The 25103-nt window shown below is 60.9% G+C and carries 19 protein-coding genes and 1 tRNA gene; all 20 read left to right on the plus strand.

All coding sequences use genetic code 11. The annotated features are described in order from the left end of the window. Window positions 1-10: 10 nt before the first annotated feature. The gene (locus IB256_RS12945) at window positions 11-763 is read left to right on the plus strand and encodes an ABC transporter substrate-binding protein (RefSeq protein WP_192293306.1); all 753 of its coding nucleotides are present in this window, start codon (window positions 11-13) and stop codon (window positions 761-763) included. A gap of 56 nt (window positions 764-819) precedes the next feature. Beyond that, the gene (locus IB256_RS12950; protein WP_081515331.1) at window positions 820-1515 is read left to right on the plus strand and encodes an ABC transporter permease; all 696 of its coding nucleotides are present in this window, start codon (window positions 820-822) and stop codon (window positions 1513-1515) included. Beyond that, window positions 1512-2204, plus strand: coding sequence for an ABC transporter permease (locus tag IB256_RS12955; RefSeq protein ID WP_138213830.1), 693 nt, complete (start codon window positions 1512-1514; stop codon window positions 2202-2204). The genes IB256_RS12950 and IB256_RS12955 overlap by 4 nt, the downstream gene beginning before the upstream one ends. A gap of 66 nt (window positions 2205-2270) precedes the next feature. Next, window positions 2271-3491, plus strand: coding sequence for a methyltransferase (locus IB256_RS12960; protein WP_192293308.1), 1221 nt, complete (start codon window positions 2271-2273; stop codon window positions 3489-3491). A 388-nt stretch (window positions 3492-3879) separates the two neighbouring features. Beyond that, on the plus strand, window positions 3880-4359 hold the full coding sequence (locus tag IB256_RS12965; protein WP_192293310.1) for a MarR family winged helix-turn-helix transcriptional regulator: 480 nt from the start codon (window positions 3880-3882) through the stop codon (window positions 4357-4359). Continuing rightward, a complete protein-coding gene (locus IB256_RS12970; RefSeq protein WP_192293312.1) occupies window positions 4356-5837 on the plus strand; it encodes an efflux transporter outer membrane subunit in 1482 nt (493 codons plus the stop codon). Before IB256_RS12965 ends, IB256_RS12970 begins: the two co-directional genes overlap by 4 nt. Window positions 5838-5851: 14 nt before the next feature. Beyond that, window positions 5852-7036 (plus strand): efflux RND transporter periplasmic adaptor subunit, encoded by a 1185-nt coding sequence (locus tag IB256_RS12975; RefSeq protein WP_192293314.1) that lies wholly within the window; start codon window positions 5852-5854, stop codon window positions 7034-7036. Window positions 7037-7049: 13 nt separating this feature from the next. Further along, window positions 7050-8588 (plus strand): DHA2 family efflux MFS transporter permease subunit, encoded by a 1539-nt coding sequence (locus tag IB256_RS12980; RefSeq protein ID WP_151188596.1) that lies wholly within the window; start codon window positions 7050-7052, stop codon window positions 8586-8588. Window positions 8589-8662: 74 nt separating this feature from the next. Next, window positions 8663-8738 (plus strand) — tRNA-Thr (locus IB256_RS12985). A 313-nt stretch (window positions 8739-9051) separates the two neighbouring features. Beyond that, window positions 9052-10488, plus strand: a complete 1437-nt coding sequence (locus IB256_RS12990; protein ID WP_192402828.1) for a mannose-1-phosphate guanylyltransferase/mannose-6-phosphate isomerase — start codon at window positions 9052-9054, stop codon at window positions 10486-10488. Between the two features lie 83 nt (window positions 10489-10571). After that, window positions 10572-11366: an ABC transporter permease gene (locus IB256_RS12995; protein ID WP_192402971.1), complete on the plus strand. Its 795-nt coding sequence runs from the start codon at window positions 10572-10574 to the stop codon at window positions 11364-11366. Next, window positions 11363-12580 carry an ABC transporter ATP-binding protein gene (locus IB256_RS13000; RefSeq protein ID WP_192402829.1) on the plus strand — a complete coding sequence of 406 codons (1218 nt, stop codon included), beginning with the start codon at window positions 11363-11365 and terminating at the stop codon, window positions 12578-12580. Before IB256_RS12995 ends, IB256_RS13000 begins: the two co-directional genes overlap by 4 nt. Further along, entirely contained in the window at window positions 12577-13980 is a 1404-nt protein-coding gene (locus IB256_RS13005; RefSeq protein WP_192402973.1) for a class I SAM-dependent methyltransferase, read from the plus strand. Before IB256_RS13000 ends, IB256_RS13005 begins: the two co-directional genes overlap by 4 nt. Beyond that, window positions 13980-17786, plus strand: a complete 3807-nt coding sequence (locus IB256_RS13010; protein ID WP_192402831.1) for a glycosyltransferase — start codon at window positions 13980-13982, stop codon at window positions 17784-17786. The genes IB256_RS13005 and IB256_RS13010 overlap by 1 nt, the downstream gene beginning before the upstream one ends. Next, window positions 17783-19198 carry a glycosyltransferase family 4 protein gene (locus IB256_RS13015; protein WP_192402833.1) on the plus strand — a complete coding sequence of 472 codons (1416 nt, stop codon included), beginning with the start codon at window positions 17783-17785 and terminating at the stop codon, window positions 19196-19198. Before IB256_RS13010 ends, IB256_RS13015 begins: the two co-directional genes overlap by 4 nt. Before the next feature lie 433 nt (window positions 19199-19631). Beyond that, entirely contained in the window at window positions 19632-20663 is a 1032-nt protein-coding gene (gmd, locus tag IB256_RS13020; protein WP_192402836.1) for a GDP-mannose 4,6-dehydratase, read from the plus strand. A 10-nt stretch (window positions 20664-20673) separates the two neighbouring features. Beyond that, on the plus strand, window positions 20674-21585 hold the full coding sequence (locus IB256_RS13025) for an NAD-dependent epimerase/dehydratase family protein (RefSeq protein WP_192402838.1): 912 nt from the start codon (window positions 20674-20676) through the stop codon (window positions 21583-21585). Next, window positions 21582-22736, plus strand: a complete 1155-nt coding sequence (locus tag IB256_RS13030; protein WP_192402840.1) for a glycosyltransferase family 4 protein — start codon at window positions 21582-21584, stop codon at window positions 22734-22736. Before IB256_RS13025 ends, IB256_RS13030 begins: the two co-directional genes overlap by 4 nt. Window positions 22737-22821: 85 nt before the next feature. Beyond that, window positions 22822-23964 (plus strand): glycosyltransferase, encoded by a 1143-nt coding sequence (locus IB256_RS13035; protein ID WP_192402842.1) that lies wholly within the window; start codon window positions 22822-22824, stop codon window positions 23962-23964. Window positions 23965-24155: 191 nt separating this feature from the next. Continuing rightward, the gene (locus tag IB256_RS13040) at window positions 24156-25100 is read left to right on the plus strand and encodes a glycosyltransferase family 2 protein (protein ID WP_285887220.1); all 945 of its coding nucleotides are present in this window, start codon (window positions 24156-24158) and stop codon (window positions 25098-25100) included. Window positions 25101-25103: the final 3 nt, after the last annotated feature.

Raw genomic sequence — 25103 nt, forward strand, 5'->3', positions numbered from 1 at the left:
GCATCACTGCATGAACAACTATAAGAAGATCGTTCTGGCTATCGCGGCCACCTTCGCACTGGGGAGCCAGGCCATCGCCGCGGACAAACTGCGCATCGGTACCGAAGGCGCCTACCCGCCCTTCAACGGCATCGACGCCAGCGGCCAGGTCGTCGGTTTCGATATCGAGATCGGCAAGGCGCTGTGCGCCAAGATGAAGACCGAGTGCGACGTCGTCACCTCCGACTGGGACGGTATCATCCCGGCCCTGAACGCCAAGAAGTTCGACTTCATCGTCGCTTCCATGTCGATCACCGACGAGCGCAAGCAGGCCGTTGACTTCACCAACGCCTACTACACCAACAAGCTGCAGTTCGTGGCGCCGAAGTCGACCGACTTCAAGACCGACAAGGGCTACCTCAAGGGCAAAGTGATCGGTGCGCAGCGCGCGACCATCGCCGGTACCTGGCTTGAGGACAACATGTCCGACACCGTCACCATCAAGCTCTACGACACCCAGGAAAACGCCTACCTCGACCTGTCCTCGGGCCGCCTCGACGGCGTCCTGGCCGACAAGTTCGTGCAGTACGACTGGCTGAAGAGCGACGCCGGCAAGGACTTCGAGTTCAAGGGCGATCCGGTGTTCGACAACGACAAGATCGGCATCGCCGTGCGCAAGGGCGACCCGCTGCGTGACAAGCTGAACGCCGCTCTGAAGGAAATCGTCGACGACGGTACCTACAAGAAGATCAACGACAAGTACTTCCCCTTCAGCATCTACTGATGCACGTGCCGCGCCGCCCCTCGCCGGGCGGCGCGCGCCTTCAGGCGTGACTCCCCATGATTTTCGACCTGCACGGCTTTGGCGATCAGTTGATCGCCGGCACCTGGATGACGCTCAAGCTCTCGCTCGCCGCAGTCTGCGTGGGACTGGTCCTCGGCCTGCTCGGCGCCATCGCCAAGACCTCGAAGAACGGTTTCCTGCGCATGCTCGGCGGTTTCTACACCACCGTAGTGCGCGGCGTACCCGAGACACTCTGGGTACTGATGATCTATTTCGGCACCGTGGCCGGCCTGAACGCCATCGGTGACCTCTTCGGCCACCCCGAATTCGCCCTCTCGCCCTTTGCCGCAGGCACCTGTGCCTTGGGCCTGTGCTTCGGCGCCTACGCCACCGAAGTCTTCCGTGGCGCGCTGCTGGCGATTCCCAAGGGCCATCGCGAAGCCGGCCAGGCGCTGGGGCTCTCCGCTCCGCGCATCTTCTGGCGCATCGTGCTGCCGCAGGTATGGCGCGTGGCGCTGCCAGGCCTGGGTAACCTCTATCTGATTCTTCTGAAGGACACCGCCCTGGTCTCGCTGATCACCCTCGACGAGATCATGCGCAAGGCCCAGGTCGCCTCCAACGCGACCAAGGAGCCCTTCACCTTCTACATGACCGCGGCCTTCATCTACCTGGGCCTGACCGTCTTCATCATGGCCGCCCTGCACTTCCTCGAGCGTCGCGCCGGCCGTGGCTTCGTGAGGAACGAGCTATGACCGATCTCGAGCTGATCCTCAAATGGCTGCCGAAGATGCTCCAGGGTGCCACCCTGACCCTGGAGCTGCTGGCCATCGCCGTGGTCGCCGGCCTGTGCCTGGCCGTACCGCTGGGCATCGCCCGCGCCTCGCGGCACTGGTACGTGCGCGCGGTGCCCTACACCTACATCTTCTTCTTCCGCGGCACGCCACTGCTGCTGCAGCTGTTCATCGTCTACTACGGATTTGCCCAGTTCGAGAGCGTGCGCAAGGGGCCACTCTGGCCGTACCTGCGCGACCCGTACTGGTGCGCCCTGCTGACCATGACGCTGCACACCGCGGCCTATATCGCCGAGATCCTGCGCGGCGCCATCCACGCCATCCCGGTGGGTGAAGTGGAAGCCGCCCGCGCGCTGGGCATGTCCCGTCGCCAGGCGCTGTTCCACATCATCCTGCCGCGCGCCGCGCGGATAGCGATGCCGGCCTACAGCAACGAGGTGATCCTCATGCTCAAGGCCAGCGCCGTGGTGTACACCGTGACCCTGTTCGACATCATGGGCATGACACGCACCATCATCGCGCGCACCTACGAGGCGATGCTGTTCTTCTGCCTCGCCGGCCTGTTCTACCTGGTCATCACCCTGCTGCTGACGCGCATCTTCCGCCTGCTGGAACGCTGGCTGAAGGTGGACTCGATGCAGGGCCGCTGACCGGCGCGCCGTTTGCCCACGGGGTCGCTATAATGCGCGCCCCGTGGCTTTCCCCCGCTTCGCACCGTGCTCCCGAACGAAACTCCCCTGACCGGTTCCGACCTGCTCCAGCGCTTCCAGGCACTGGACGGTTTCCTGCTGGATCATCAGGCGCTATGGCGACCGAAACCCTTCACCGCGCTGGAGTTGGACTGGGAGCGCGGCCACCCCGAACTGGCTGCCTGGCTGCGCGGCCGCAGCCTCGATGACGCCGACGCAGCGCACAACGCCCCCGAGCAGCTTGACGCCCCCGCCCCCTTCCCGGCGATGGCCGCCACGGCCGCAAAGTTGTCCGTCGTCGGCGAACTCCCGGCCACGCCGCTGGGCAAGTTGCCGAACCAGCTGACCGTCGACGTTCCCGGTCGCAAGTGGCAACAGATCGACGCCTTCGCCAGCCGTCTGGGTTTCGCCCAAGCACCGCAGCAATGGCTCGACTGGTGCGCCGGTAAAGGCCATCTGGGCCGTCTGCTGGCGCGCGACGGCAAGCCGCTGCTGAGCCTGGATTTCGACCATGCCCTGGTGGAAGACGGCCAGCGCCTGAGCGACCGGCTTCAGCTTCACGCCCGGCATCACCAGCAGGACGTACTCGCACCGGACGCCCGCGAGCACCTGCAGGCCGGCCACACCGCCGTCGCCCTGCACGCCTGCGGCAACCTGCACGTACGCCTGCTGCAGCTTGCCAGCGCCCAGGGCTGCCGCCAGCTCGCCGTGGCGCCCTGCTGCTATAACCGCATCGATAGCGAGTACTACCAGCCGCTCTCGCACGCCGCGCAGAGCTCCACCCTGGAGCTCTCGCGGGACGACCTGCGCCTGCCGCTCGCCGAAACCGTCACCGCCGGCGTCCGCGTGCGCCGCCAGCGCGACGGATCGATGGCGCGGCGGTTGGCTTTTGACCTGCTGCAACGGGAAGTCCGCGGCAGCAACGACTACCTGACAACCCCTTCCGTGCCGCCGACGTGGCTGGACAAACCCTTCGCCGACTATTGTCGCGACCTCGCCGCGCTCCGGGGGCTCGAACTGCCCGCTGGCACCGACTGGCAGCAACTGGAGGCCAGAGGCTGGCAACGCCTGGCCCAGGTCCGCAACCTCGAACTGGTGCGCGGACTGTTCCGCCGCCCCATGGAACTCTGGCTGGTGCTCGACCGCGCGTTATTCCTCGAGGAACAAGGCTATCGCGCCACCCTGGGCGCCTTCTGCGCCACCCGGATGACCCCGCGAAACCTGCTGCTACTGGCCGAACGCATCTGAGACGGGCGTTCCAGGGCTTCACCCACAGACCCTGTGGATAACTCTGTTCGTAACCCCGGAAAAAACTGCCCTTTCTTACCGTCCAGACCGCCTCGCTGCGATCTGGTCATTTTCTGTACATATAAATTAAGTCTTTAAAAAACAGATAGTTACGATACTTCGTGATTGCTATCACATCTCATATGCAATTTGCGCCCTAAAGCTTTCCCCCTTGTGCATAAAGGCCGCTGACGGTGTAGGAAATCAGCCATTCCTGTTGCCAATCCTGCTCCAATGGCGCTTCGTCGAACGGATTGTTGCGTAATCGCGACAATCGAATCTTGTCAATTGCTGCCTAGGCAGTATCATTTCGAAACATTTCACTGCCTAAGCAGCTATCTGTTTTGACATGAATCACTACGACGTCGCGGATTTTCCGTTCAAAGGCTCCATCGGCCAGTTGCTGGGCGCCACCGCCATCCTCAAGGATCGCCTGCTGGATAAGCACCTTGCGCACCTGGACATCACTGCTGCGCAGTTCAAGGTGCTGTTCTTCATCGGCAACGACCGCGCCAATACCCCGGCCGAGCTATGCCGCGAGCTGTCCATCGACAGCGGGTCCATGACCCGCATGCTCGACCGCCTGGCACGCAAGGATCTGCTGGTCCGCGAGCCCTGCCCAAACGATCGCCGCAGCGTGCGCCTGAGCCTGAGCCCGGCCGGACAGGCCGTGAATGACGAAGCCCCGAGCATCGCCGCTGCAGCCATGAACGAGCTGGTCGGCGGTCTCTCCCGCGACGAACTGCAGACCCTCACCGGCCTGCTCGACAAGATCCTGCGCGCCCACGGCGCCGCGGCCCATTGCGCGGCGCAGGAGAAAAGACCATGAACCACCTCCGTATCGCCCTGCTGCCGGCCGTCGTGTTTGCCGCCGTGCTGGGACTCTCCGGCTGCGTCAGCTACTCGGGCCTGGACACCAGCGGCAAGGCCGTCGACCCCGCTAGCCTGAAGGCCGGCGTTAGCCTCGACGGCACTCCGCTGTCCACCGCCGCCTGGCCCAGCGAACACTGGTGGACCAGCCTGGGCGACCCGCAACTGGACGGCCTGATCGGCGAGGCCCTGCGCGGCACGCCCGACCTGGATATCGCCAGCGCACGCGCCCGCCAGGCCATCGCCGCAGCGCAAGCACAGGACGCCGCGCGCATGCCCAGCATGAAAGGCACCGCCAGCTACGCCGGCATCCGCGCACCGGAAAGCGTGATTCCTGCGCCCATGGGCGGTCGCTACTCGGCGGTGAAATACCTGTCGCTCAGCTTCAGCTACGACCTCGATCTCTGGGGCGGCCAGCGCGACGCCTGGGAGGCCGCCCTCGGCCAGGCCAACGCCGCCGAAGTCGACCGCCAGGCCGCCTCGATCACGCTCTCCACCAATGTCGCCCGCGCCTACAGCGACCTGGCCCACGCCTTCGTCGCCCGCGACCTGGCCAAAGACGAACTGGACCGCTCGCAGCACCTCTTCCAGCTCAGCCAGAAGCGCATGGACGCAGGCCTGGACAGCAAGGTCCAGCTGCAGCAGACGCAGTCCCAGGTCGCCAGCGCCAAGCAGCAGCTGGCCGCCGCAGAACAGGAGATTGCCAGCGACCGCATCGCCCTCGCCATCCTGCTCGGCCAGGGCCCTGACCGTGGCCAGGACCTGCAGCGCCCGCAGGTGCTCAAGCCCGGTGCGCTTAGCCTGCCATCGAACCTGCCGGCCGAGCTGCTGGGTCGTCGCCCGGACATCGTCGCCGCACGCTGGCGGGTCGAAGCCGCCTCGAAAAGCATCGACTCGGCGAAGACCGAGTTCTATCCCAACGTGAACCTGGGTGCGATGGTCGGCCTGGCCGCTCTGCACACCAGCGACGTGCTTAAAGCGCCCAGCCGGTTCTTCCAGATCGCCCCGGCCATCTCCCTGCCGATCTTCGACGGTGGCCGCCTGCGCGCCAACCTGGCCGGGAAGGACGCCGACTACGACCTGGCCGTCGCCCAGTACAACAAGACCCTGGTCAACGCCCTCGGCGAAGTCACCGACGACCTCGGCAAGCTGCGCTCGCTGGAGCAGCAGATCGACGACCAGCGCGAAGCCCGCGACATCGCCAAATCCAACTTCGACCTGGCCATGCGCCGTTACGGCGAAGGCGTCGGCAACTACCTCGACGCCCTCAGCGTGCAGCAACAGTTGCTCCTCGCCGAGCGCCAGCTGGCCAGTCTGGACGCCCAGCGCATCGACCTCTCGGTGCAACTGGTCCAGGCCCTGGGCGGTGGCTACCACCCCGATACCACTTCCACTCCCGCCCCATTCGCCCAGGCGAACGCGGCCGCCGCGCACTGAACGAGGCACCCGACATGAGCACCGCCACTCAAGAAACCCCGAACGGCAACCCCAAGCGCAAGCGCTGGCTGCTGATCCTGCTCGCCGTCGTCATCCTCGCCGGCCTTGCCAGTGTCGCCTGGGAACTCCTCTACGGCCGCTGGCACGAGGACACCGACGATGCCTACGTAAACGGCAACGTCGTGCAGATCACCCCGCAGATCACCGGCACCGTGGTCAGTATCGGCGCCGATGACGGCGACCTGGTGCACAAGGGCCAGGTGCTGGTGAAGTTCGACCCCAGTGATGCCGACATCGCCCTGCAGCAGGCCGAAGCCAACCTCGCGCGCACCGTGCGCCAGGTGCGCGGGCTGTTCAGCAACGTCGACGGCTACAAGGCCGACGTCGCCACGAAGAAGGTCGCCCTGTCCAAGGCCGAGGCCGATTTCAAGCGCCGGCAGAACCTCGCCAACGACGGCGCCATCTCCCAGGAAGAACTGGCTCACGCCCGCGACGCCCTGGACACCGCGCGCAGCTCGCTGACCAACTCCGAGCAGCAACTGGACACCAACCGCGCGCTGGTCGACGACACCGTGATCGCCTCGCACCCGGACGTCAAAGCCGCCGCCGCCAAGCTGCGCCAGGCCTACCTGGACGACGCCCGCGCGGTGATCATTGCGCCGGTCACCGGCTACGTCGCCAAGCGCACCGTGCAGGTTGGCCAGCGTGTGCAGCCGGGCGCCGCGCTGATGGCGGTGATTCCCCTGGACCAGGTGTGGATCGACGCCAACTTCAAGGAAACCCAGCTCAAGCACATGCGCATCGGCCAGCCGGTGGAAATCCGTTCCGACCTCTATGGCGGCGAAGTGAAGTACTCCGGCACCGTCGACAGCCTCGGCGTCGGCACCGGCAGCGCCTTCTCCCTGCTGCCGGCGCAGAACGCCACCGGCAACTGGATCAAGATCGTCCAGCGCGTCCCGGTGCGCATCCGCATCAACTCAGAGGAGCTGGCGAAGAACCCGCTGCGCATCGGCCTGTCCATGGACGTCAACGTCAGTCTGCACGACCAGAGCGGACCCGCCCTCGCCCAGCAATCGCCGCACGAGGCGGTGTTCTCCACCGACGTGTACCAGGAGCAACTGGCCTCAGCCGACCAGTTGATCGAGAAGCTGATCCAGGCCAACCTCGCCGACGCCAACCACAGCACCGCGCAGCGCTGATCCGACTACCGTCATGAGCCAGCCCAACAGCAGCAGCTTCAGCCCACCCAGCCTGGTCATGGCCACCATCGGCCTGTCGCTGGCGACCTTCATGCAGGTGCTCGACACCACCATCGCCAACGTCGCCCTGCCGACCATCTCCGGCAACCTCGGGGTAAGTTCCGAGCAGGGCACCTGGGTCATCACCTCCTTCGCGGTGAGCAACGCCATCGCCCTGCCACTCACCGGCTGGCTGAGCCGCAAAGTCGGCGAGGTTCGGCTGTTCATCGCCGCCACCCTGCTCTTCGTGGTCGCCTCGTTCCTCTGCGGTGTCGCCCAGCAGATGGGGATGCTGGTGGGCTTCCGGGCCATCCAGGGCTTCGTCGCCGGGCCGCTCTACCCGATCACCCAGACCCTGCTGATCTCCATCTATCCTCCAGCGAAAAGGGGGATGGCACTGGCACTGCTGGCGATGGTGACGGTGGTCGCGCCCATCGCCGGGCCCATCCTCGGCGGCTGGATCACCGACAGCTACAGCTGGCCGTGGATTTTCTTCATCAACGTACCCATCGGCCTGTTCGCCGCCATGGTCGTCTACCAGCAACTGCGTGCTCGCCCAGTCGTGATCAAGCACGCGCCTATGGACTACATGGGCCTGGCGATGCTGGTGATCGGCGTCGGCGCCCTGCAGATCGTCCTCGACAAGGGCAACGACCTGGACTGGTTCGAATCCGGCTTCATCATCGGCGGCACGGTCATCGCAGCGATCGCCCTGGCGGTCTTCGTGATCTGGGAGCTGACCGACAAGCACCCGATCGTCAACCTGCGACTGTTCGTGCACCGCAACTTCACGGTGGGAACGTTGGCGTTGGTCGGCGGCTACGCCGGCTTCTTCGGCATGAACCTGCTGCTGCCGCAGTGGCTGCAGACCCAGATGGGCTACACCGCGACCTGGGCGGGCCTGGCGGCCGCACCAATTGGGATCCTGCCCGTATTCCTCTCGCCGCTGGTCGGCCGCTACGCAAACAACTTCGACCTGCGCCTGCTGGCGGGGCTGGCGTTCCTGGCGATGGCGGCGACCTGCTTCATGCGCGCCGACTTCACCACTGAGGTCGACTACCTGCACATCGCGCTGGTACAGATGTTCATGGGGCTGGGCGTGGCATTCTTCTTCATGCCGATCCTGAGCATCCTGCTCTCCGACCTGCCGCCCGACCAGATCGCCGACGGCTCCGGCCTGGCGACCTTCCTGCGGACCCTGGCCGGCAGCTTCGCCGCGTCCCTGACCACCTGGATCTGGAACCGCCGCGCGACCATGCACCACGCCTACCTGACCGAAAACCTCAGCCAGTACGACCCGGCCACCCGCGCCACCGTCGAACAGCTCGGCGGCCCCGGCCAGCACAGCGCCGCGCTGCTGGAACGGATGGTGGAAAGCCAGGCCTACATGATCAGCACCATCGACTACTTCACCCTGCTGGGCTGGCTGTTCCTCGCCATGCTGGTAGTCATCTGCCTGGCCAAGCCGCCCTTCGGCGCCAAGCCCGGCGCAGCGACTGCGGGCGGTCACTGACGAAAACTGCGGATCATTCTGACAAATCAGTGGTTTACACCAAGGGCGCCGTGACTATAATGGCGCCCCTCCTTGCCGGTATAGCTCAGCTGGTAGAGCAACTGACTTGTAATCAGTAGGTCCCGGGTTCGACTCCTGGTGCCGGCACCATCTTCAAAAAAGCCCGCAGTCATGCGGGCTTTTTCATTTCCGCCTGCCTTTCGCCTTCTTCTCCGTGCAACATCAAATCGCCACACCTTAAATGAACTCAGTATTTTCCCTACACTGCTAGGGAACGAGTCGAGTTACTGCAAGTCCAAGCGCGTTTGGTTGTGCCCCTATTCGCGTCTGGACTGATGGCGCTATGAGTGGCACAACTCATTGTGTATCTTCTGCAGCGCCTGACTCCGGGTCGATTCCGCTCTACACAACGACCGAGATCGGCGATGCTGCTTTAGGACGAATTTCTCAAAGGACACGATCGATGCTGATCCCTGTGATCATCTGTGGCGGCGCTGGCAGCCGGCTTTGGCCGGTATCTCGCGAGGCCCATCCCAAGCCTTTCATGGCACTGCCGGATGGGCAGAATCTGCTGCAGAAGACGCTGCTGCGAGCAACAGCTCTCGACGGGGTGACGGAAGTCATGACCGTCACCAACCGCGAGCTGTTCTTCAAGACCGAAGACGAGTACCGCAAGCTCAAGGCCAGTGCCAGCTGCCTCAGCTATGTGCTTGAGCCGTTTGGCCGCAACACTGCGGCAGCAGTGGTCTCCGCGGCGCTGCAACTGGAGCAGGCGCATGGTCCGGACGCCATCATGCTGGTGCTTCCCGCCGACCACCTGATCAAGAATACCGACGCCTTTGCCGACGCCGTTTCGCGCGCCAGCGCCCTCGCGTCCCAGGGCTGGCTGGTTACCTTCGGCATCCAACCGCAGTATCCGGAAACCGGGTTCGGCTACATCGAGTGCGACAGCCATGCCTTGGAGGGCGGGCTGCAGGTCAAGCGCTTCGTCGAAAAGCCGACGCAGGAAAAGGCCGAAGCGTACCTCGCGGCAGGCAACTACTTCTGGAACTCGGGCATGTTCTGCTTCCGGGTCGGCACACTGATCACCGAGATGCAGACCCACGCGCCCGAGGTCCATGATGCCGTCGCCCTGGCGATTTCCGGCTCCCGACTGGCGGAAGGGCCCGCCCACCGCTGCCTGACCCTGGACGGCGATCTGTTCGCGAAGGTTCCCGACATTTCGATCGACTACGCCCTGATGGAGCGGTCGGCAAAAGTCGCCACGGTCCCCTGCGACCTGGGCTGGAGCGACATCGGCTCCTGGAATGCCCTGAGTGAGCTAACCAGTGAAGATACGGACGGCAATCGCTGCGAAGGCGAAGTCCTTGTGCACGGAGCCAACAACAATTACGTGCACAGCCCTGAACGCCTGGCAGCGCTCGTCGGCGTGCAGAACCTGATCGTGGTGGATACTCCCGACGCACTACTGATTGCCCACAAGGAACACACTCAGGACGTCAAGCAGATCGTTGCGCAACTGAAGAAGAGAGGCCACAGCGCCCACCTTCTGCACCGCACCGTGCACCGCCCCTGGGGTACCTACACCACGCTCGAGGAAGGCCACCGCTTCAAGATCAAGCGTATCGTGGTCAAACCCGGCGCCTCGCTGTCGCTGCAGATGCACCATCACCGCAGCGAACACTGGATCGTGGTCACCGGCATGGCCAAGGTGGTCAATGGCGAAAGCACCCGGATGCTCAACAGCAATGAATCGACCTTCATCCCCGCCGGGCACAAACATCGCCTGGAAAACCCCGGCGTGATCGATCTCGTGCTGATCGAAGTGCAAAGCGGCGACTATCTGGGCGAGGATGACATCGTGCGCTTCCAGGACAATTACGGTCGCGCACCGAACTGAAGCCAGCCTGATACTGCGCCGGAGCCGCAATGGCCCCGGCGCAGCAGTGTGAATTTTTATTCGAGGCTCTTTCTGGAGCGACTATGTTTTCGATGTTCAGAAGTCTCTGGAATTACCGGAACTTCGTATTTTCCTCAATCAAGAACGAATTTGTCGTCAAGTTCTCCCGCAGCAAGCTCGGCAGCCTCTGGATCCTGATTCATCCACTGGTGCAGGTGGCCATCTATGCGCTGGTCCTGTCCAACGTTTTGGCCGCCAAGCTTCCGGGAATCGAAAACCAGTATGCGTACGCGATTTACCTGATGGCGGGCACCCTCGCCTGGAGCCTGTTCACCGAAGTGGTGAATCGATGCCTCGGGGTATTTCTCGAGCATGGGAACCTGCTCAAGAAGATCATGTTTCCACGCATCACATTGCCAGCGATCGTCGCTGGCTCCAGCCTGGTCAACAACCTCATCCTGGCCGCCGCCATCCTGGTAGTTTTCGGCATTCTCGGCCATTCGTTGTCGTGGACAACGCTCTGGCTGCTACCCCTGACCATCTTGGTGCTGGCCTTTGCCATGGGGATCGGCCTGGTCATGGGGGTACTCAATGTATTCATTCGTGATTTCGGACAGATTGTGCCAATCGTTTTGCAGGTGCTGTTCTGGTTCACCCCGATCGTCTACCCGAGCAATATCCTGCCGGAATGGCTCAAGGGCTATCTGGCCTTCAACCCGCTCTACCCGGTAGTCGACGCCTACCACGAAGTGCTTGTCTATGGACGCGCTCCGGCGCTCGATTCACTGCTCGGCATCAGCCTGTCCAGCCTGTTGCTCCTGGGCTTGGGCCTCTTCATGTTCCGGCGCGCCAATGCCGAAATGGTGGACGCGCTATGAAACTACTCAGCGTCAACGATCTGGGCAAAGCCTACCGTTCCTACAGATCCGAGTGGCAGCGGGTCGCAGCCTGGTTCAACCTGCCAAGCCGCCCCGCCGAGGAGCACTGGGTGCTGAGACACGTCAGCTTCCACATCAAGCCAGGCGAAGCTATCGGCATCATTGGCCAGAATGGAGCTGGTAAGTCGACCTTGCTGAAAATGCTGACCGGCACCCTTCAACCCACAGAAGGGAGTGTTCAACGCAACGGGCGGATTGCGGCCATCCTGGAGCTCGGCATGGGCTTCAACCCAGAATTGACCGGGCGCCAGAACGTTTACCATGCAGCCGGTCTCATGGGATTCAGCATCGAACAGATCGCCGGAGCGATAGGCGAAATCGAGGCATTCGCCGAGATTGGCGAGTACTTCGACGAGACTGTCCGCACCTATTCCAGCGGCATGCAGATGCGTGTGGCATTCGCCGTCGCAACTGCGTTTCGCCCAGAGATCCTGATCGTGGACGAAGCTCTGTCGGTAGGTGACAGCTACTTCCAGCACAAGAGCTTCGAACGCATTCGCGAATTCCAGCGCCAAGGCACCACCTTACTCATTGTTTCCCATGATCGAGGATCCATTCAGGCGCTGTGTGACCGCGCCATCCTTCTCGAGAAAGGAACGATCATCAAGGATGGCGCACCGGAAGAGGTGATGGACTTCTACAACGCGCTGATCGCCGAGAAGGAAAATGCCACTGTCACGGTTACCGAGCTCGAGGATGGCAGCCGACAGACTCGCTCGGGCACTGGGGAAGCGAGTATCGATCAAATCAGTCTGCGCAATCATGCCGACAAGCCCGTCGAATACGTGACTGTTGGCGAGCCGGTAAGGCTGTCGATCTCCACACGTATCAACAAGGCTATTCCCGAACTCGTCGTGGGTTACGCCATCAAGGACCGATTGGGGCAGACAGTCTTCGGAACCAACACTCACCACTTGGGCTGTGCACTTCGCGACCTCAAGGAAGGCGAGTCGATAAGCTACGGATTTACTTTCCCTGCGAACCTGGGCGTTGGCTCCTACTCGGTTTCCGTGGCCCTGCACACCATGGATACTCACATTGCCTGCAACTACGAATGGCGCGATCTCGCGCTGGTGTTCAATGTGGTCAATACCTCGAAGAAAGAATTCGTGGGGCTCTCCTGGCTTCCCCTGGATGTCGAGTGCAGCCGATGATTGGAACTTTCTACCGTGAGTTCGAAGATCGCCACCGCGGCTCCCGTGAACTGATCAAGACCCGGCTGAAGGCTTACCTACCCTTCCTGGAGCCGCTGAAATCGCTGCACCCCGACCTTCCGGCTCTGGATATCGGATGCGGGCGTGGCGAATGGCTTGAATTACTGCTGGAACTCGGAGCCCAGCCTCAAGGCGTCGATCTCGACGACGGCATGCTGCAGGCGTGTGTCAAGCTGGGCCTACCGGCCCGAAAGGGCGATGCGCTGGCCACTCTGCGCGAAATGCCTGACGCCAGCCTGGCGCTGGTTTCAGGCTTTCATATTGCCGAGCACCTGCCCTTCGATCTGCTGCTGCAAGTCACCATCGAAGCACTCCGGGTCCTTCGTCCGGGCGGGCTGCTCATCCTGGAAACGCCCAACGCGGAGAACCTGGCGGTCGGCAGTCACTATTTCTACATGGACCCGACCCACGAACGCCCCATCCCCCATCTTCTGTTGAGCTTTGTCACAGAAAACGGCGGTTTTGCCCGCAGCAAATTACTGCGCTTACAAGAGCCGGAGCAGTTGCGTGAAGCTGTTCAGGTACGCCTGATCGACGTCATTACCGGCACAAGCCCCGATTACGCGGTCATCTCGCAGAAAAACGCTCCGGAAGAAGCGCTGGCGATCTTCCAGCCAGCTTTCGAGCGGGAATACGGACTGTCGCTCGATACCCTTGCGCAACGATACGACGATCGGCTGGCCGGCTCCATGCAGGCGCTGGAACAACGGATTGAAGCTGCCGACGAGCATACTCACCAAATGTATATGAACGCCGAACAAGCCCTTGCGTCATTACGGACAGATCTTCAGCCACTCCTCGAAAGCGCGGAACAGAATCGAAGATTGCTGAGCGATCTCCCTTCGCTTATGGAAAGCGTCGCGCAGAACCAACAGTTGCTGATCGAACTGCATCACGCGCGCGAGCAGCTCAATGCCGCTCTGACCAATGCTGACCACTGGTATGCCCAGGCACAACTCCATATTGCCCACGGCCGAACACTGGAAAACAGCCTGTCCTGGAAAATCACCCATCCACTGCGCGTCAGCAGCCTCGCTCTTCGCAATCCAGTTCGCCAGGCCAAGGCGGCTTGCAAGCAAGGGCTGGTGTCGTCAATGCGATTCGTGCTGAAACGCCCGGAAACGCGCCAGCGCGTGATGACCCAATTGCGCAAGCATCCTCGACTCTATGAACGCCTCCGCCGAATCGCTGGCGCTCACGGACTAGTGGGGCACGCTCCTGTCATCGCACCGCAGAAGGCGCGGGAAGTCGCCGCTGCGGATCTGAGCAGGATGAGCCCGCGGGCTCGAAAGCTTTATCAGGAACTCAAGCAAGCCATTCGCGATAAGAGCAACGATTGATGCGCATCGTAGTCGACATGCAGGGAGCGCAAACGGAAAGTCGCTTCCGCGGTATAGGCCGCTATACCTTGTCCTTCACCCAGGCTCTGGTCCGCAATCGCGGCGACCACGAGATCATCCTGGTGCTGAGCGGGCTCTTTCCGGACACCATTGAGCCTATCCGTGATGCGTTTCATGACCTGCTTCCTGCGGAGAACATCCGTGTATGGAACGCCCCCGGCCCGGTCCAGGAAGTCCACGCAGAGAACCAGGACCGCAGAGACGCCGCCGAACTGGTTCGCGAAGCATTTCTGGCGAGTCTGAAACCGGACGTGATCCACGTCACCAGCCTGTTCGAGGGTTTCACCGACAACGCCGTCGTCAGCATTGGCCGCCTGGACACGGTAACGCCAGTTACCGCGACCCTTTACGATCTTATTCCGCTGCTGAATCCGGACCAGTATCTCCGCCCCAACCCCGATTATGGGCGTTACTACGAACGCAAGATCGGCCATCTGACACGGGCTGCCGCGTGCCTGGCAATCTCGGAATTCGCCCGCAATGAAGGCCTGGAGAATCTGAGTTTCGCGGACGACGGCATCGTCAATATGTCCACCGCCATCGAGGCGGACTTCCACCCACTGGACATTTCCGAATCGACTGCCAATGCCCTGAAGCAGAAATTCGGCCTGACCCGACCGTTCCTGCTGTATGCAGGCGGAGCCGACGAGCGAAAGAACCTGCCACGGCTGATCCAGGCCTTTGCTGCCTTGCCGCCACACCTGCGCACAACCCATCAGTTGCTGTTGGCCGGCAAGATCTCCCAGGTTGATCTTGACCATCTGCAACATCATGCGCGAATGGCGAGCCTGCGTGAGGATGAACTGATCTTCACAGGGTATGTGAGCAATCAGGAACTGCATCAGCTCTATAACCTGTGCCACCTCTTCGTATTTCCCTCCTGGCACGAGGGCTTTGGCCTGCCGGCGCTGGAAGCGATGGCCTGTGGCGCTGCGGTGATTGCCGCCAACACATCGAGCCTTCCAGAGGTCATCGGGCGGGAAGACGCATTATTCGACCCGCTGGATGTGCACTCCATTGCAGGCAAGATCGCCGAAGTACTAGGGTCGGAAGAGTTTCGCGCGGACCTTCAAGCCTACGGCCAGGAGCAAAGGAAACGCTTCTCCTGGGACAAGACCGCAGGGACCGCCCTGAAAACGTTCGAAGAACTGTATGCAGTCGCCCAGCAGATCCCGCTCCCGGACCTCGCGCCACAAAAGGTACAGACTCGCCTGCTCGATGCTTTGGGCTCGTCGAACTGCGTGGCACGCCTAACCGATCGAGATCAGGCCCTGCTGTGCATGGACGTGGCACAGAACCATCCCCCAATCGATCGTGTCCCACAACTATTCGTTGATATCTCCGAGTTGGTACAGCGTGACAGCGGTACGGGCATCCAGCGGGTTACCAGATCCATCTTGCGTGAATTGCTGGTCAATCCACCGGCGGGCTTCGAAGTCCGCGCCGTCCAGTCATTCCACGGCAGCGGTTGCTACCACTATGCGGACAGCTTCGCTCGCCATCTCATGGGCGATGGCAATGGGACCGCGGATGACTCTGCCATCGAACCCCAGAGCGGCGACCTGTTCCTGGGACTTGATCTCCAACCACAAGTTATTCCCGAGTGCAGAGAGTATTACCGGCATCTACGGAATATCGGCGTACAGGTGTACTTCGTAGTCTACGACTTGCTGCCGGTACTCATGCCACATGCCTTCCCCGCGGGTGCCAGCGATTCCCACGCCCGCTGGCTCGAGGTCGTGATCGAGAACGATGGCGCAATCTGCATATCAAAGGCGGTAGCCGATGAACTTTCCGACTGGATGTCTTCCCGTCGTCCACCCGAGCGCAAACCTTTCGCACTGAACTGGTTCCATCTGGGGGCTGATATCGAGAACTCGATACCTACTCGCGGCTTCCCGACCAATGCGGAGAGCGTGCTGAAAAATATGGCGGTACGCCCAAGCTTCCTGATGGTGGGCACGGTCGAACCCCGCAAGGGATATGCCCAGGCGCTGGCCGCCTTCGAGCAGCTCTGGCAAGAAGGAAAGGATGTCGCGCTGGTGGTCGTCGGCAAGCGCGGCTGGGAAGTCGACGCACTTGCGACGGCTCTCGACAGGCATCCCGAGCAGGGCAAACGCCTGTTCTGGTTGAGTGGAGTCAGTGATGAATATCTCGAGCGGATCTATGCGGAGTCGAAGTGCCTCCTGATGGCATCCGAGGGAGAAGGCTTCGGCTTACCTCTCATCGAAGCCGCAAGGCATCATCGTCCTATCGTAGCTCGCGATATCCCAGTCTTCCGCGAAGTTGCGGGGGACCATGCGCACTATTTTTCCGGGACTTCCGCCGAAGACCTTGCAACCAGCCTTACCGCCTGGCTCGACCTGAACAACGATGGCGTCGCGCCAAGCTCGGAGGGCATTACGCACCTGAACTGGGCACAGAGCGCCCAGCAATTGCTCGAGGCAGTGCTGCCTGGTGCGCCTCGTCACCCGACAGCGCCGTCCATCTCGACGGCCTCGGGGGCGGCCTCAGGCAGACCGCTCGCCCTGGTCATTGCACCGTATCCCATCCGCAAGCCCCGCCATGGTGGGCAACTGCGGACAGCCGCAATCTGCCAGCGCTTCCGCGAACATGGCTTCGATGTACGGTCTATCGGCTTCTATCAGTCGGAAGCTTACAGGCACGATGAGCTTTCTTCGGGTGACATCGCATTCCCTTCGCAAAGCCCGTTTCGCCTTTACAAAGGCCGCAGCATTCCTGAGCTTTCCGATTTCCTGATGTCCTCTTTCGCGACCGGGGATGAGCAGGTCTTTCGGCATATTGCCGACAGCATCCATTGCCCAGTTGACGCCATAGTCGTTGAACAGCCTTGGTTCTATCCGCTGGCGAAACGACTGCAGGCTGAGGTCGCGTTCTGCAAGCAGGCACGCGTCGTGTTCAGCTCGCAGAACATCGAAGCACCTATGAAGCAGCAGATACTAGAAGGTGCAGATCGCATCGTCGTGGAAGCCATTCAGGATATTTCGAGTCTGGAGCAGGAAGCGGCACGCAATGCCGATCTGAGCGTAGCGGTAACCGACGAAGACGCTGACGTTCTGTGTGCCTACGGCGCCGAAACCGTTCTTACAGCACCGAACGGTATCAATCCCTGGTCGGCCGACCCGCAGCTTCTGGAGCGATGGCGAGCTCGCCTGCCGCAGGCGCCATGGCCGCTCTTCGTTGCCAGTGCACACCCGCCAAACTACACCGGCTTCATCGCTTCAGTCGGCGACGCACTGGCGTGCATTCCTCCTGGGTCGCGGCTGGTGATTGCAGGCGGTGTAGGACTGCATCTGGAGAGAATACTACTGGCTTCGCCCTGGGGGCGACTGAATGCATCTCGTCTGCAGATCCTCGGTGTTCTCGATGATGACGACCTGATTGCGGTCAAGCATCTTGCGCATACCTTCCTTCTCCCAATAGGCGGTGGCGGCGGATCGAACATCAAGACTGCCGAGGCGCTCTATTCTGGCAAGCCTGTGATTTGCACGAGCACTGCACTGCGCGGTTTCGAGCAGTTCCGTGAACTGCCCGGAATCTCCGTCGCCGACTCACCCCAGACTTTCCAGGAACTCCTGCGGCAAACGCTAGCGCAGGACGGGGCCCCGAAATCCGGACGAGAAGTCGACCGCAGGCTTCGCCAGCGACTGACCTGGGCCGCCAGCCTTGCCGCGCTACCTGAGCGTGTAAAGAACCTGCTGAATGAAAATTGGAAGGTCCAATGAGTATCTGGCTAGATATCACTACAACCCTGGCCTGGGGACGGCCGGCATTGGGCATTGTGCGTGTTGAAGCAGAAACCCTGCGACATTTCCTCGGCATAGAGGATCATCCGGTACGGCTTTGCCGCTTCGAGCGCGAAAGCAGCAGCTACTACGAAGTCTCTCGCGAGGAAGCGCTTGCAGCATTGGCTCGACTCGATGCGGGCGGCCACGCGAAGTCAGCCCAACCCGCAGCAGCAGTGGCGTTGCCCAAATCAGCAGTGCCACCGACGGAGCCGCTGGAGGTTCGCCTTGAACGCTGGGGGCGTAAAACCATCGCCAGGCTGCCGGGGCGCTACCAGTTACAAGCCAGGCACTGGGCGCTCCAGTGCCGGTCCATTGTGCGCAAGTTCTCCAGCCCGCAACCTCAGATTGGTGAGAGCGTCCAGTCCGCCGCCACGGCAGCGGCGCGGACACATCACAAGTCAGCCTCGCCATTCGGTAAGGGTGACACCTACATTTCTCTGGGTATCGACTGGGATCAGAAGGACCTGTCGGTTCTCTACACTCTCAAGAAGAGCCTTGAACTAAAAGTCATTCTGTTCTGCCACGATATCATTCCCATCCTGATGCCTGAGTACTGCGTACCCGGCGTACCCGAGAAGTTCCCGAGTTACTTTGCTGATGTCGCCTGGTGCGCCGATCTGATCCTATGCAACTCGGAATGCTCGCGAAATGACCTGCTGGACTATCTGCACAGTGTCGGGGCTCCTGTTCCGGCATTGGGTACCGTGCGTCTCGGAGGCGATATTCCAGCCTCTGCAACTCAACTTCCTTCTGCCGAAATTGCCGATTTACTGAACGAGCGCTACATCCTCTTCGTTTCCACGATCGAAGCCCGCAAAAATCACAAGGTTCTCTATCAGGCCTACAAAAGGCTGCTGTCGGCAGGACATAAGGATCTCCCCAAGCTGATCTTCGTTGGAATGCAAGGCTGGGGAGTCGACCAGCTCATTCAAGATCTGGAGGAGCCTTCGATCCAATCCCACATACTTCGTCTGCAGAATGTTTCTGATAGCGACCTCGCCCACCTCTACCGGCATTGCCTCTTTACTACCTACCCTTCGCTCTATGAGGGTTGGGGAATTCCTGTCGCAGAGAGCCTGGCCTATGGCCGATTCTGCCTGGCATCCGATGCAGCCTCGATTCCAGAGGTAGGTGGCAACCTGATCGAGTACCTTTCACCTCAAGACGAGAATGCCTGGGCGGAGCGGATCGCGTGGTACATCAAGAACCCACAGGCGGTGGAAAGTCGTCAGGAAATCATCCGAAGTGACTATCGCCCAGTACGCTGGAGCGATACGGGAGCGGCCATTTTTCAATCCGCCGTCGCAGTACGAAGCTCTGCCTCGCAGAGCACCGCTCATTTGGCATGATGGGGCACCTTTCGGGGCAGCAATGCGCACCTTGCAGGTCAACCCGACTGTATCGAGAGTCTTTGCCACTGCCGTCGCGGAGCAACTCTGAAGAATCTTCATTCGTAACGGCATGGTGTCGTAGTTCGGTTGAGTCGACCCTCTCGCAGCGCCGCTCTCTTCCCGGAGTGGCGTGATCGAGCCAGCCTGCTATCAAGACATCGCATTCAACGTCTCGCAAGCTTGCCGGGATCAAATATCGAATCACTGCCTCAAGACCCCATCGCGACTGACTCTCAGGCGGTTTCAAGCGCTCCAGTGCACCCTTATCGGAAAGTGCTGGAGGAATGGTGTTTCACGTTGGTCACTCCGAATATTCGGAGCTATGATCGCGCCTCTTGTGTATGGCTGGCTGCTTCCAGGTGCACGCCTCAAGTAAAGGAATAGGATACTGATGAAAGCTATCGTTACCGGGATTACTGGCCAGGATGGGGCCTACCTCGCTCAGCTGCTGCTGGAGAAAGGCTACAAGGTCTACGGGACCTACCGCCGTACCAGCTCGGTCAATTTCTGGCGGATAGAAGAGCTGGGCATTGAAAAGCACCCGAACCTGCACCTGGTCGAATACGACCTGACAGACCTGTCCACCAGCATCCGCCTGCTGCAGACCACCGAAGCCACCGAGGTCTACAACCTGGCGGCACAGAGCTTCGTGGGCGTGTCCTTCGAGCAGCCAGTGACGACCGCCGAAATCACCGGCCTGGGCGCGGTGAACCTGCTGGAAGCCATTCGCATCGTCAATCCGAAAGTCCGCTTCTACCAGGCATCCACTTCCGAAATGTTCGGCAAGGTGCAAGCCATTCCGCAGATCGAAGAAACGCCGTTCTACCCGCGTAGCCCCTACGGCGTAGCGAAGCTGTATGCCCACTGGATGACTATCAACTACCGCGAGTCCTACGACATCTTCGGTAGCAGCGGCATTCTCTTCAATCACGAGTCGCCGCTGCGCGGCCGTGAGTTCGTGACCCGCAAGATCACCGACACTGTCGCCAAGATCAAACTCGGCAAACAGGAACGCCTCGAACTGGGCAACCTCGATGCCAAGCGCGACTGGGGCTTTGCCAAGGAGTATGTCGAGGGCATGTGGCGCATGCTGCAGGCTGACAAGCCCGATACCTATGTGCTGGCAACCAACCGTACCGAGACCGTGCGCGACTTCGTGAGCATGGCATTCAAGGCCACCGACGTTGACCTGGAGTGGAAGGGTAGCGCAGAGGCCGAGCAAGGTATCGACGCCGCGACCGGCAAGGTGGTCGTCTCGATCAATCCGAAGTTCTATCGCCCAGCAGAAGTTGAGCTGCTGATCGGCAACCCCGAGAAAGCCAAGCGGGAACTTGGCTGGGAACCTACCACTAACTTGGAACAGCTCTGCCGAATGATGGTCGAAGCGGATCTACGCCGTAACGAACAAGGCTTCTCGTTCTAAGGGGATACGCATGCCAACCGCTCTGGTAACAGGCGCTTCGGGCTTCACCGGAAGCTACATGGTCGACGCGTTGAAGCAACGCGGGTTCTATGTAGTGGGCCTCGGCAGCGAGGCCACCCATGCAGATGAAACCCTGGCATGCGACCTGACTGACATGGCGGCCGTCCGTACCGCCATTCAGAAGGCTCAGCCCGACTGGGTCATCCACCTGGCCGCTCTTGCCTTCGTCGGCCATGAAGACCAGGAAGCATTCTACCGGGTCAACGTCTTCGGCACGCTCAACCTGCTCAGCGCTCTCGCCGAACTGGAGAAATCGCCGAAGCGTGTGCTGATTGCCAGTAGCGCCAATGTTTATGGCACGCCAGGCATCGAGGTCATCTCCGAGGACATCTGCCCCGCCCCAGTCAATCATTACGCCTGCAGCAAGCTGGCGATGGAGCACATGGTTGCGAACTGGTTCGACCGCCTGCCCATCGTCATAGCGCGCCCGTTCAATTACACCGGGCCGGGCCAGAGCGATCGCTTCCTGATTCCGAAGATCGTCAGCCATTTCGCACAGCAAAAGCCTGTCATTGAACTGGGCAATCTCGATGTAAGCCGTGATTTCTCAGACGTCAGAGATGTAGTGGAAGCCTATCTGCACCTGCTCGACTCCGATGTGCACAGCAGGAAAATCAACGTCTGTTCCGGCAAGGCTGTCGCGCTGCGTGAGGTGCTGACCATGATGGAGGAACTGGCCGGCTACAAGATCACTGTGCAGGTTAATCCTGCCTTCGTTCGAGCCAATGAAATTCCGGTCCTGCGCGGCAGCTACGAGGCCCTGGCGCATACTACCGGCTTCACCCCCAGACACGACCTGAAGCAGACTCTGGAAGACATGCTGGCGGAGCAACGACGAGCTGCAGGCACCAGCACTTCATGAGGGTTGGGCTGGGCGCGACGCAGTGGGCCAGGGGAACCCTGGCAGGCCATCTGGATGGAATCGGCGTTTACACCAAGGCCCTATGGGAAAGCCTGCATCGCCATGAAGTCCAGCCTGGCTCCGAATTCGTCTGCAAGACATATGCTTTCGGCAGCCGCATGCCCGACTTGAAATGCGGTCGCCCTGAGGTTCTGGCGAATCATTTCCCTGTTCATGCGTTGTGCTCGACAGTCTTTGGCGCCCCCCGTCGACAGTCTGAAGCTCTGCGTCAGCAGATCGATCTGTTTCATGCAACGGACCACCATATCCCTCGCCTTCGGGGGATACCGGTCGTGGCCAATGTGATGGATCTGATTCCACTGCTACATCCTGAGTGGGTCTCCCCCCGGTTAAGAAGCGCCAAGAACTGGCTTTTCGGTCAAACCGTTCGGGGAAGCGATCACATCATCACGATCTCCGAGTACAGCAAACGAGACCTGATCGAACACCTCGGCGTTGCCGCCGAGCGAATATCGGTCACGCCCCTGGGGGTGGATCCGGTTTACTTCGAGCGAATCGAAGAAGCCGCACTAATGCAGGTTCTGCAGGAGAATGCCCTGAGACCTGGCTTCTTCCTGTGCGTTGGCACACTGCAGCCGCGCAAGAATCTCGAGCGGGTCCTGACCGCCCATCAGAGTCTTCCGGCGCATCTTCGCAAAGCACACCCACTGGTTGTCGTGGGACGCGCAGGCTGGAGAGCGGAAACGTTGATACCGCAATTGCGCGCCCTCGAATCCAGAGGCGAAGGGCGATGGCTCGACTATCTTCCCCGCAATGGCGTGCTTGCACTGCTACAGAGCGCCAGTGCAGTCGTATTCCCCTCGCTCTATGAGGGGTTCGGGCTGCCAGTGATCGAAGCATTCGCAGCGCGATGCCCCGTGATCACCTCCAACACCACATCACTGCCAGAGGTGGCCGGAGATGCTGCGTTGCTGGTCGATCCGCTGGACGAGTCGGCGATCGCGGCGGCCATGAACGAAGTCCTTGCCGCCCCAGACCAAACAGCTGCACGTGTCCAGCGAGGAGTTCTGAGAGCGCGGACATATTCATGGGATGCGTGCGGCTATCATACTCTGGACGTCTATCGCCGGGTCATTCAGCAATACCATTGACAAGTCGGCACGCCGCCCCAGGAGAAGTCAGCTTCAGTGACCTCAGCGGGATGGTGGAGTCGAATTCCCCTTCCTGAGAACAACGATGGCGAAAAAGCGAGTCCTGCTGGTCAACAAGTATTACGCCCCATCCACCGGCGGAATCGAAACGGCCGTCAAGCAATACGCCCACTGGTACAACGAGAGCGGTCACGAAGTAACCGTGCTGTGCTGCGCCAATGAGCGCATGATCCGCACCCGAGAGGAACGGGTCGACGGCATTCGGGTGCTGCGCGCCGCATCGCTGGGAAACCTGTTGTCGGTTCCCTTGAGCTTCGCCTTCTTCTGGCATTTCCTGCTGCAATCGCGCAAGGCCGATATCACCCATATCAACCTGCAGTTCCCCTCCGCCAGCCTGGCAATGTTCCTTACATGCTGGCTGATCAAGGGCAAGACGGTGGTCAGCTATCACTGCGACGTCTACCGCCAGCGCTATCTCAAACGAATAACCTACCTGTTCGATCGTTTTGCCGTGCGCAACGCTGATCTGGTCATCACCGGCAGCCCGGCATTACGCCAACACTCCGAAGTGCTTAGTGACATTTCCCGGGAGATCACACCCGTTCCCTACACAGTTGACCTTCCGTACATCGAGCACTGCCTGTCCCGCAGGGCCGAGCATGCCCTGCCCGAGCATTTTGAACGGGAAGGCTACTGCGTTTTCTTCGGCCGGCTTGTGAGCTACAAGGGCACCGAATCGCTGGACGCCGCATTTCGCCAAATCATGGCCCGTGGAGCGCCAGTCAATCTGGTGGTATTTGGGATCGGTCCGGAAGAACAGCGGTTCTGGAAGCTTGCCGAGGACTTCCCGGAGCGGATGCACTTCATCAATGACTTCGTCAGCGACGTCGAGAAATACCATCTCATCCGCAACTCGCGGATATTTCTCTTCCCGTCGGTCTATTACTCCGAAGCTTTTGGTATTGCGCAACTGGATGCCATGGCCTGTGCGAAACCCGTCATCAACTGCTGGCTGCAAACTGGCGTGAACTGGGTTGCGCCAAATGCCGAGGCAGCCGTCACGGTAGAAGCCGGCAATCCGGGCAAGCTCGCAGAAGCCATCATCGCCTTGCAGAATGACCCCTTGCAGCTGGCGACTCTGGGAGAAGGAGCGCTGCAACGCTGCAAATCAGTTTTCTCCGAGGATAAGGTCCGCGCTCGCTTTATCGAGCTGATCCAGAGGCTATGACGCGGCCAGCACAATCATCGACAAGTGCTTCACCAACGGGCTAGCCGGCCACAGGGAAACTGACTGACCAGTCATCCGCAAACAGGGTTGCCCGGCCGCAACCCAGACACTTATCCTGCGTCATATAAGCGATAAATAACTAATAAGAAGCAGGGGATGCCGCTTTGGAAAGACAGCATTCAGCGCTTGCCGTGTCTGACACAAGCCCCAACCGCCCGACCAAGGTCGCCATTCTTCTGTCGACCTACAATGGTGCCTCCTACCTTCGCGAGCAGTTGGAGTCCTTGATTGCCCAGACATGCCAGGACTGGGTCATTCATGCCTCGGACGACGGTTCCAGCGATGCCACGCTGGAGATTCTCCACGAATACCAGCACCTCCTGGGACCCGCTCGCCTGCAAATCCACGCAGGGCCACGCCAGGGATTTGCCGCCAACTTCCTTTCCTCTATCAGACGCGCCCGCGGCCAGGCCGATTATTTCGCGTTCTGCGACCAGGATGATCTTTGGCAGCCGGACAAACTCGAGCGCGGCCTGACCTGGGCCACCTCGCATCCGGCCAGCCTTCCCCTGCTGTACTGCTCTCGTACCCGATTGATCGACGCCAACGGCCTGGGCATCGGCTTCTCGCCGCTGTTCCGTCGCGCCCCCAGCTTCGCCAATGCCCTGGTGCAGAGCATTGCTGGCGGCAACACCATGCTGTTCAATGCCACCACTGCGCAACTGCTCAGCCTGACGCCCGCCCACCTGCCGATCATCTCCCACGACTGGTGGGCGTACATCATCGTGACCGGCTGCGGCGGCCGCGTGAATTACGATGCACATCCGGCGATCAACTACCGCCAACATGGCAACAACCTGATAGGCTCGAACTCGAGTGTCAGGGACCGACTCGTTCGTCTCCAACGCATGCTCAAAGGAACGTTCCGACACTGGAACGACGTGAATCTGGAGGCGGTTTCTCATTTCAGGCAGCACCTGACCCACGAAAACCAGCAGATCCTCGAGTTGTTCGGCAGTGCGCGCCGCGCGCCGCTGTATCGCAAGCTGTCGCTGATCAGCCAGTCAGGCGTTTACCGTCAAACGCTTCCCGGCAACCTTGGACTGGTTGCCGCATCGCTTATGCAGAGGCTGTGACCC

It is taken from the genome of Pseudomonas sp. PDM17 (assembly GCF_014851985.1).
In the GTDB taxonomy this organism is placed as follows: domain Bacteria; phylum Pseudomonadota; class Gammaproteobacteria; order Pseudomonadales; family Pseudomonadaceae; genus Pseudomonas.

Bases quoted from the DNA above. Each gene is read 5' to 3' on its own strand.
- IB256_RS12970 (WP_192293312.1), top strand. From the start codon at position 4,356: ATGAACCACCTCCGTATCGCCCTGCTGCCGGCCGTCGTGTTTGCCGCC.
- IB256_RS12975 (WP_192293314.1), top strand. From the start codon at position 5,852: ATGAGCACCGCCACTCAAGAAACCCCGAACGGCAACCCCAAGCGCAAG.
- gmd (WP_192402836.1), top strand. From the start codon at position 19,632: ATGAAAGCTATCGTTACCGGGATTACTGGCCAGGATGGGGCCTACCTC.
- IB256_RS12995 (WP_192402971.1), top strand. From the start codon at position 10,572: ATGTTTTCGATGTTCAGAAGTCTCTGGAATTACCGGAACTTCGTATTT.
- IB256_RS13035 (WP_192402842.1), top strand. From the start codon at position 22,822: ATGGCGAAAAAGCGAGTCCTGCTGGTCAACAAGTATTACGCCCCATCC.
- IB256_RS13000 (WP_192402829.1), top strand. From the start codon at position 11,363: ATGAAACTACTCAGCGTCAACGATCTGGGCAAAGCCTACCGTTCCTAC.
- IB256_RS12955 (WP_138213830.1), top strand. From the start codon at position 1,512: ATGACCGATCTCGAGCTGATCCTCAAATGGCTGCCGAAGATGCTCCAG.
- IB256_RS12950 (WP_081515331.1), top strand. From the start codon at position 820: ATGATTTTCGACCTGCACGGCTTTGGCGATCAGTTGATCGCCGGCACC.
- IB256_RS13025 (WP_192402838.1), top strand. From the start codon at position 20,674: ATGCCAACCGCTCTGGTAACAGGCGCTTCGGGCTTCACCGGAAGCTAC.
- IB256_RS13010 (WP_192402831.1), top strand. From the start codon at position 13,980: ATGCGCATCGTAGTCGACATGCAGGGAGCGCAAACGGAAAGTCGCTTC.
- IB256_RS12945 (WP_192293306.1), top strand. From the start codon at position 11: ATGAACAACTATAAGAAGATCGTTCTGGCTATCGCGGCCACCTTCGCA.
- IB256_RS12980 (WP_151188596.1), top strand. From the start codon at position 7,050: ATGAGCCAGCCCAACAGCAGCAGCTTCAGCCCACCCAGCCTGGTCATG.
- IB256_RS13030 (WP_192402840.1), top strand. From the start codon at position 21,582: ATGAGGGTTGGGCTGGGCGCGACGCAGTGGGCCAGGGGAACCCTGGCA.
- IB256_RS13005 (WP_192402973.1), top strand. From the start codon at position 12,577: ATGATTGGAACTTTCTACCGTGAGTTCGAAGATCGCCACCGCGGCTCC.
- IB256_RS12965 (WP_192293310.1), top strand. From the start codon at position 3,880: ATGAATCACTACGACGTCGCGGATTTTCCGTTCAAAGGCTCCATCGGC.
- IB256_RS12990 (WP_192402828.1), top strand. From the start codon at position 9,052: ATGCTGATCCCTGTGATCATCTGTGGCGGCGCTGGCAGCCGGCTTTGG.
- IB256_RS13015 (WP_192402833.1), top strand. From the start codon at position 17,783: ATGAGTATCTGGCTAGATATCACTACAACCCTGGCCTGGGGACGGCCG.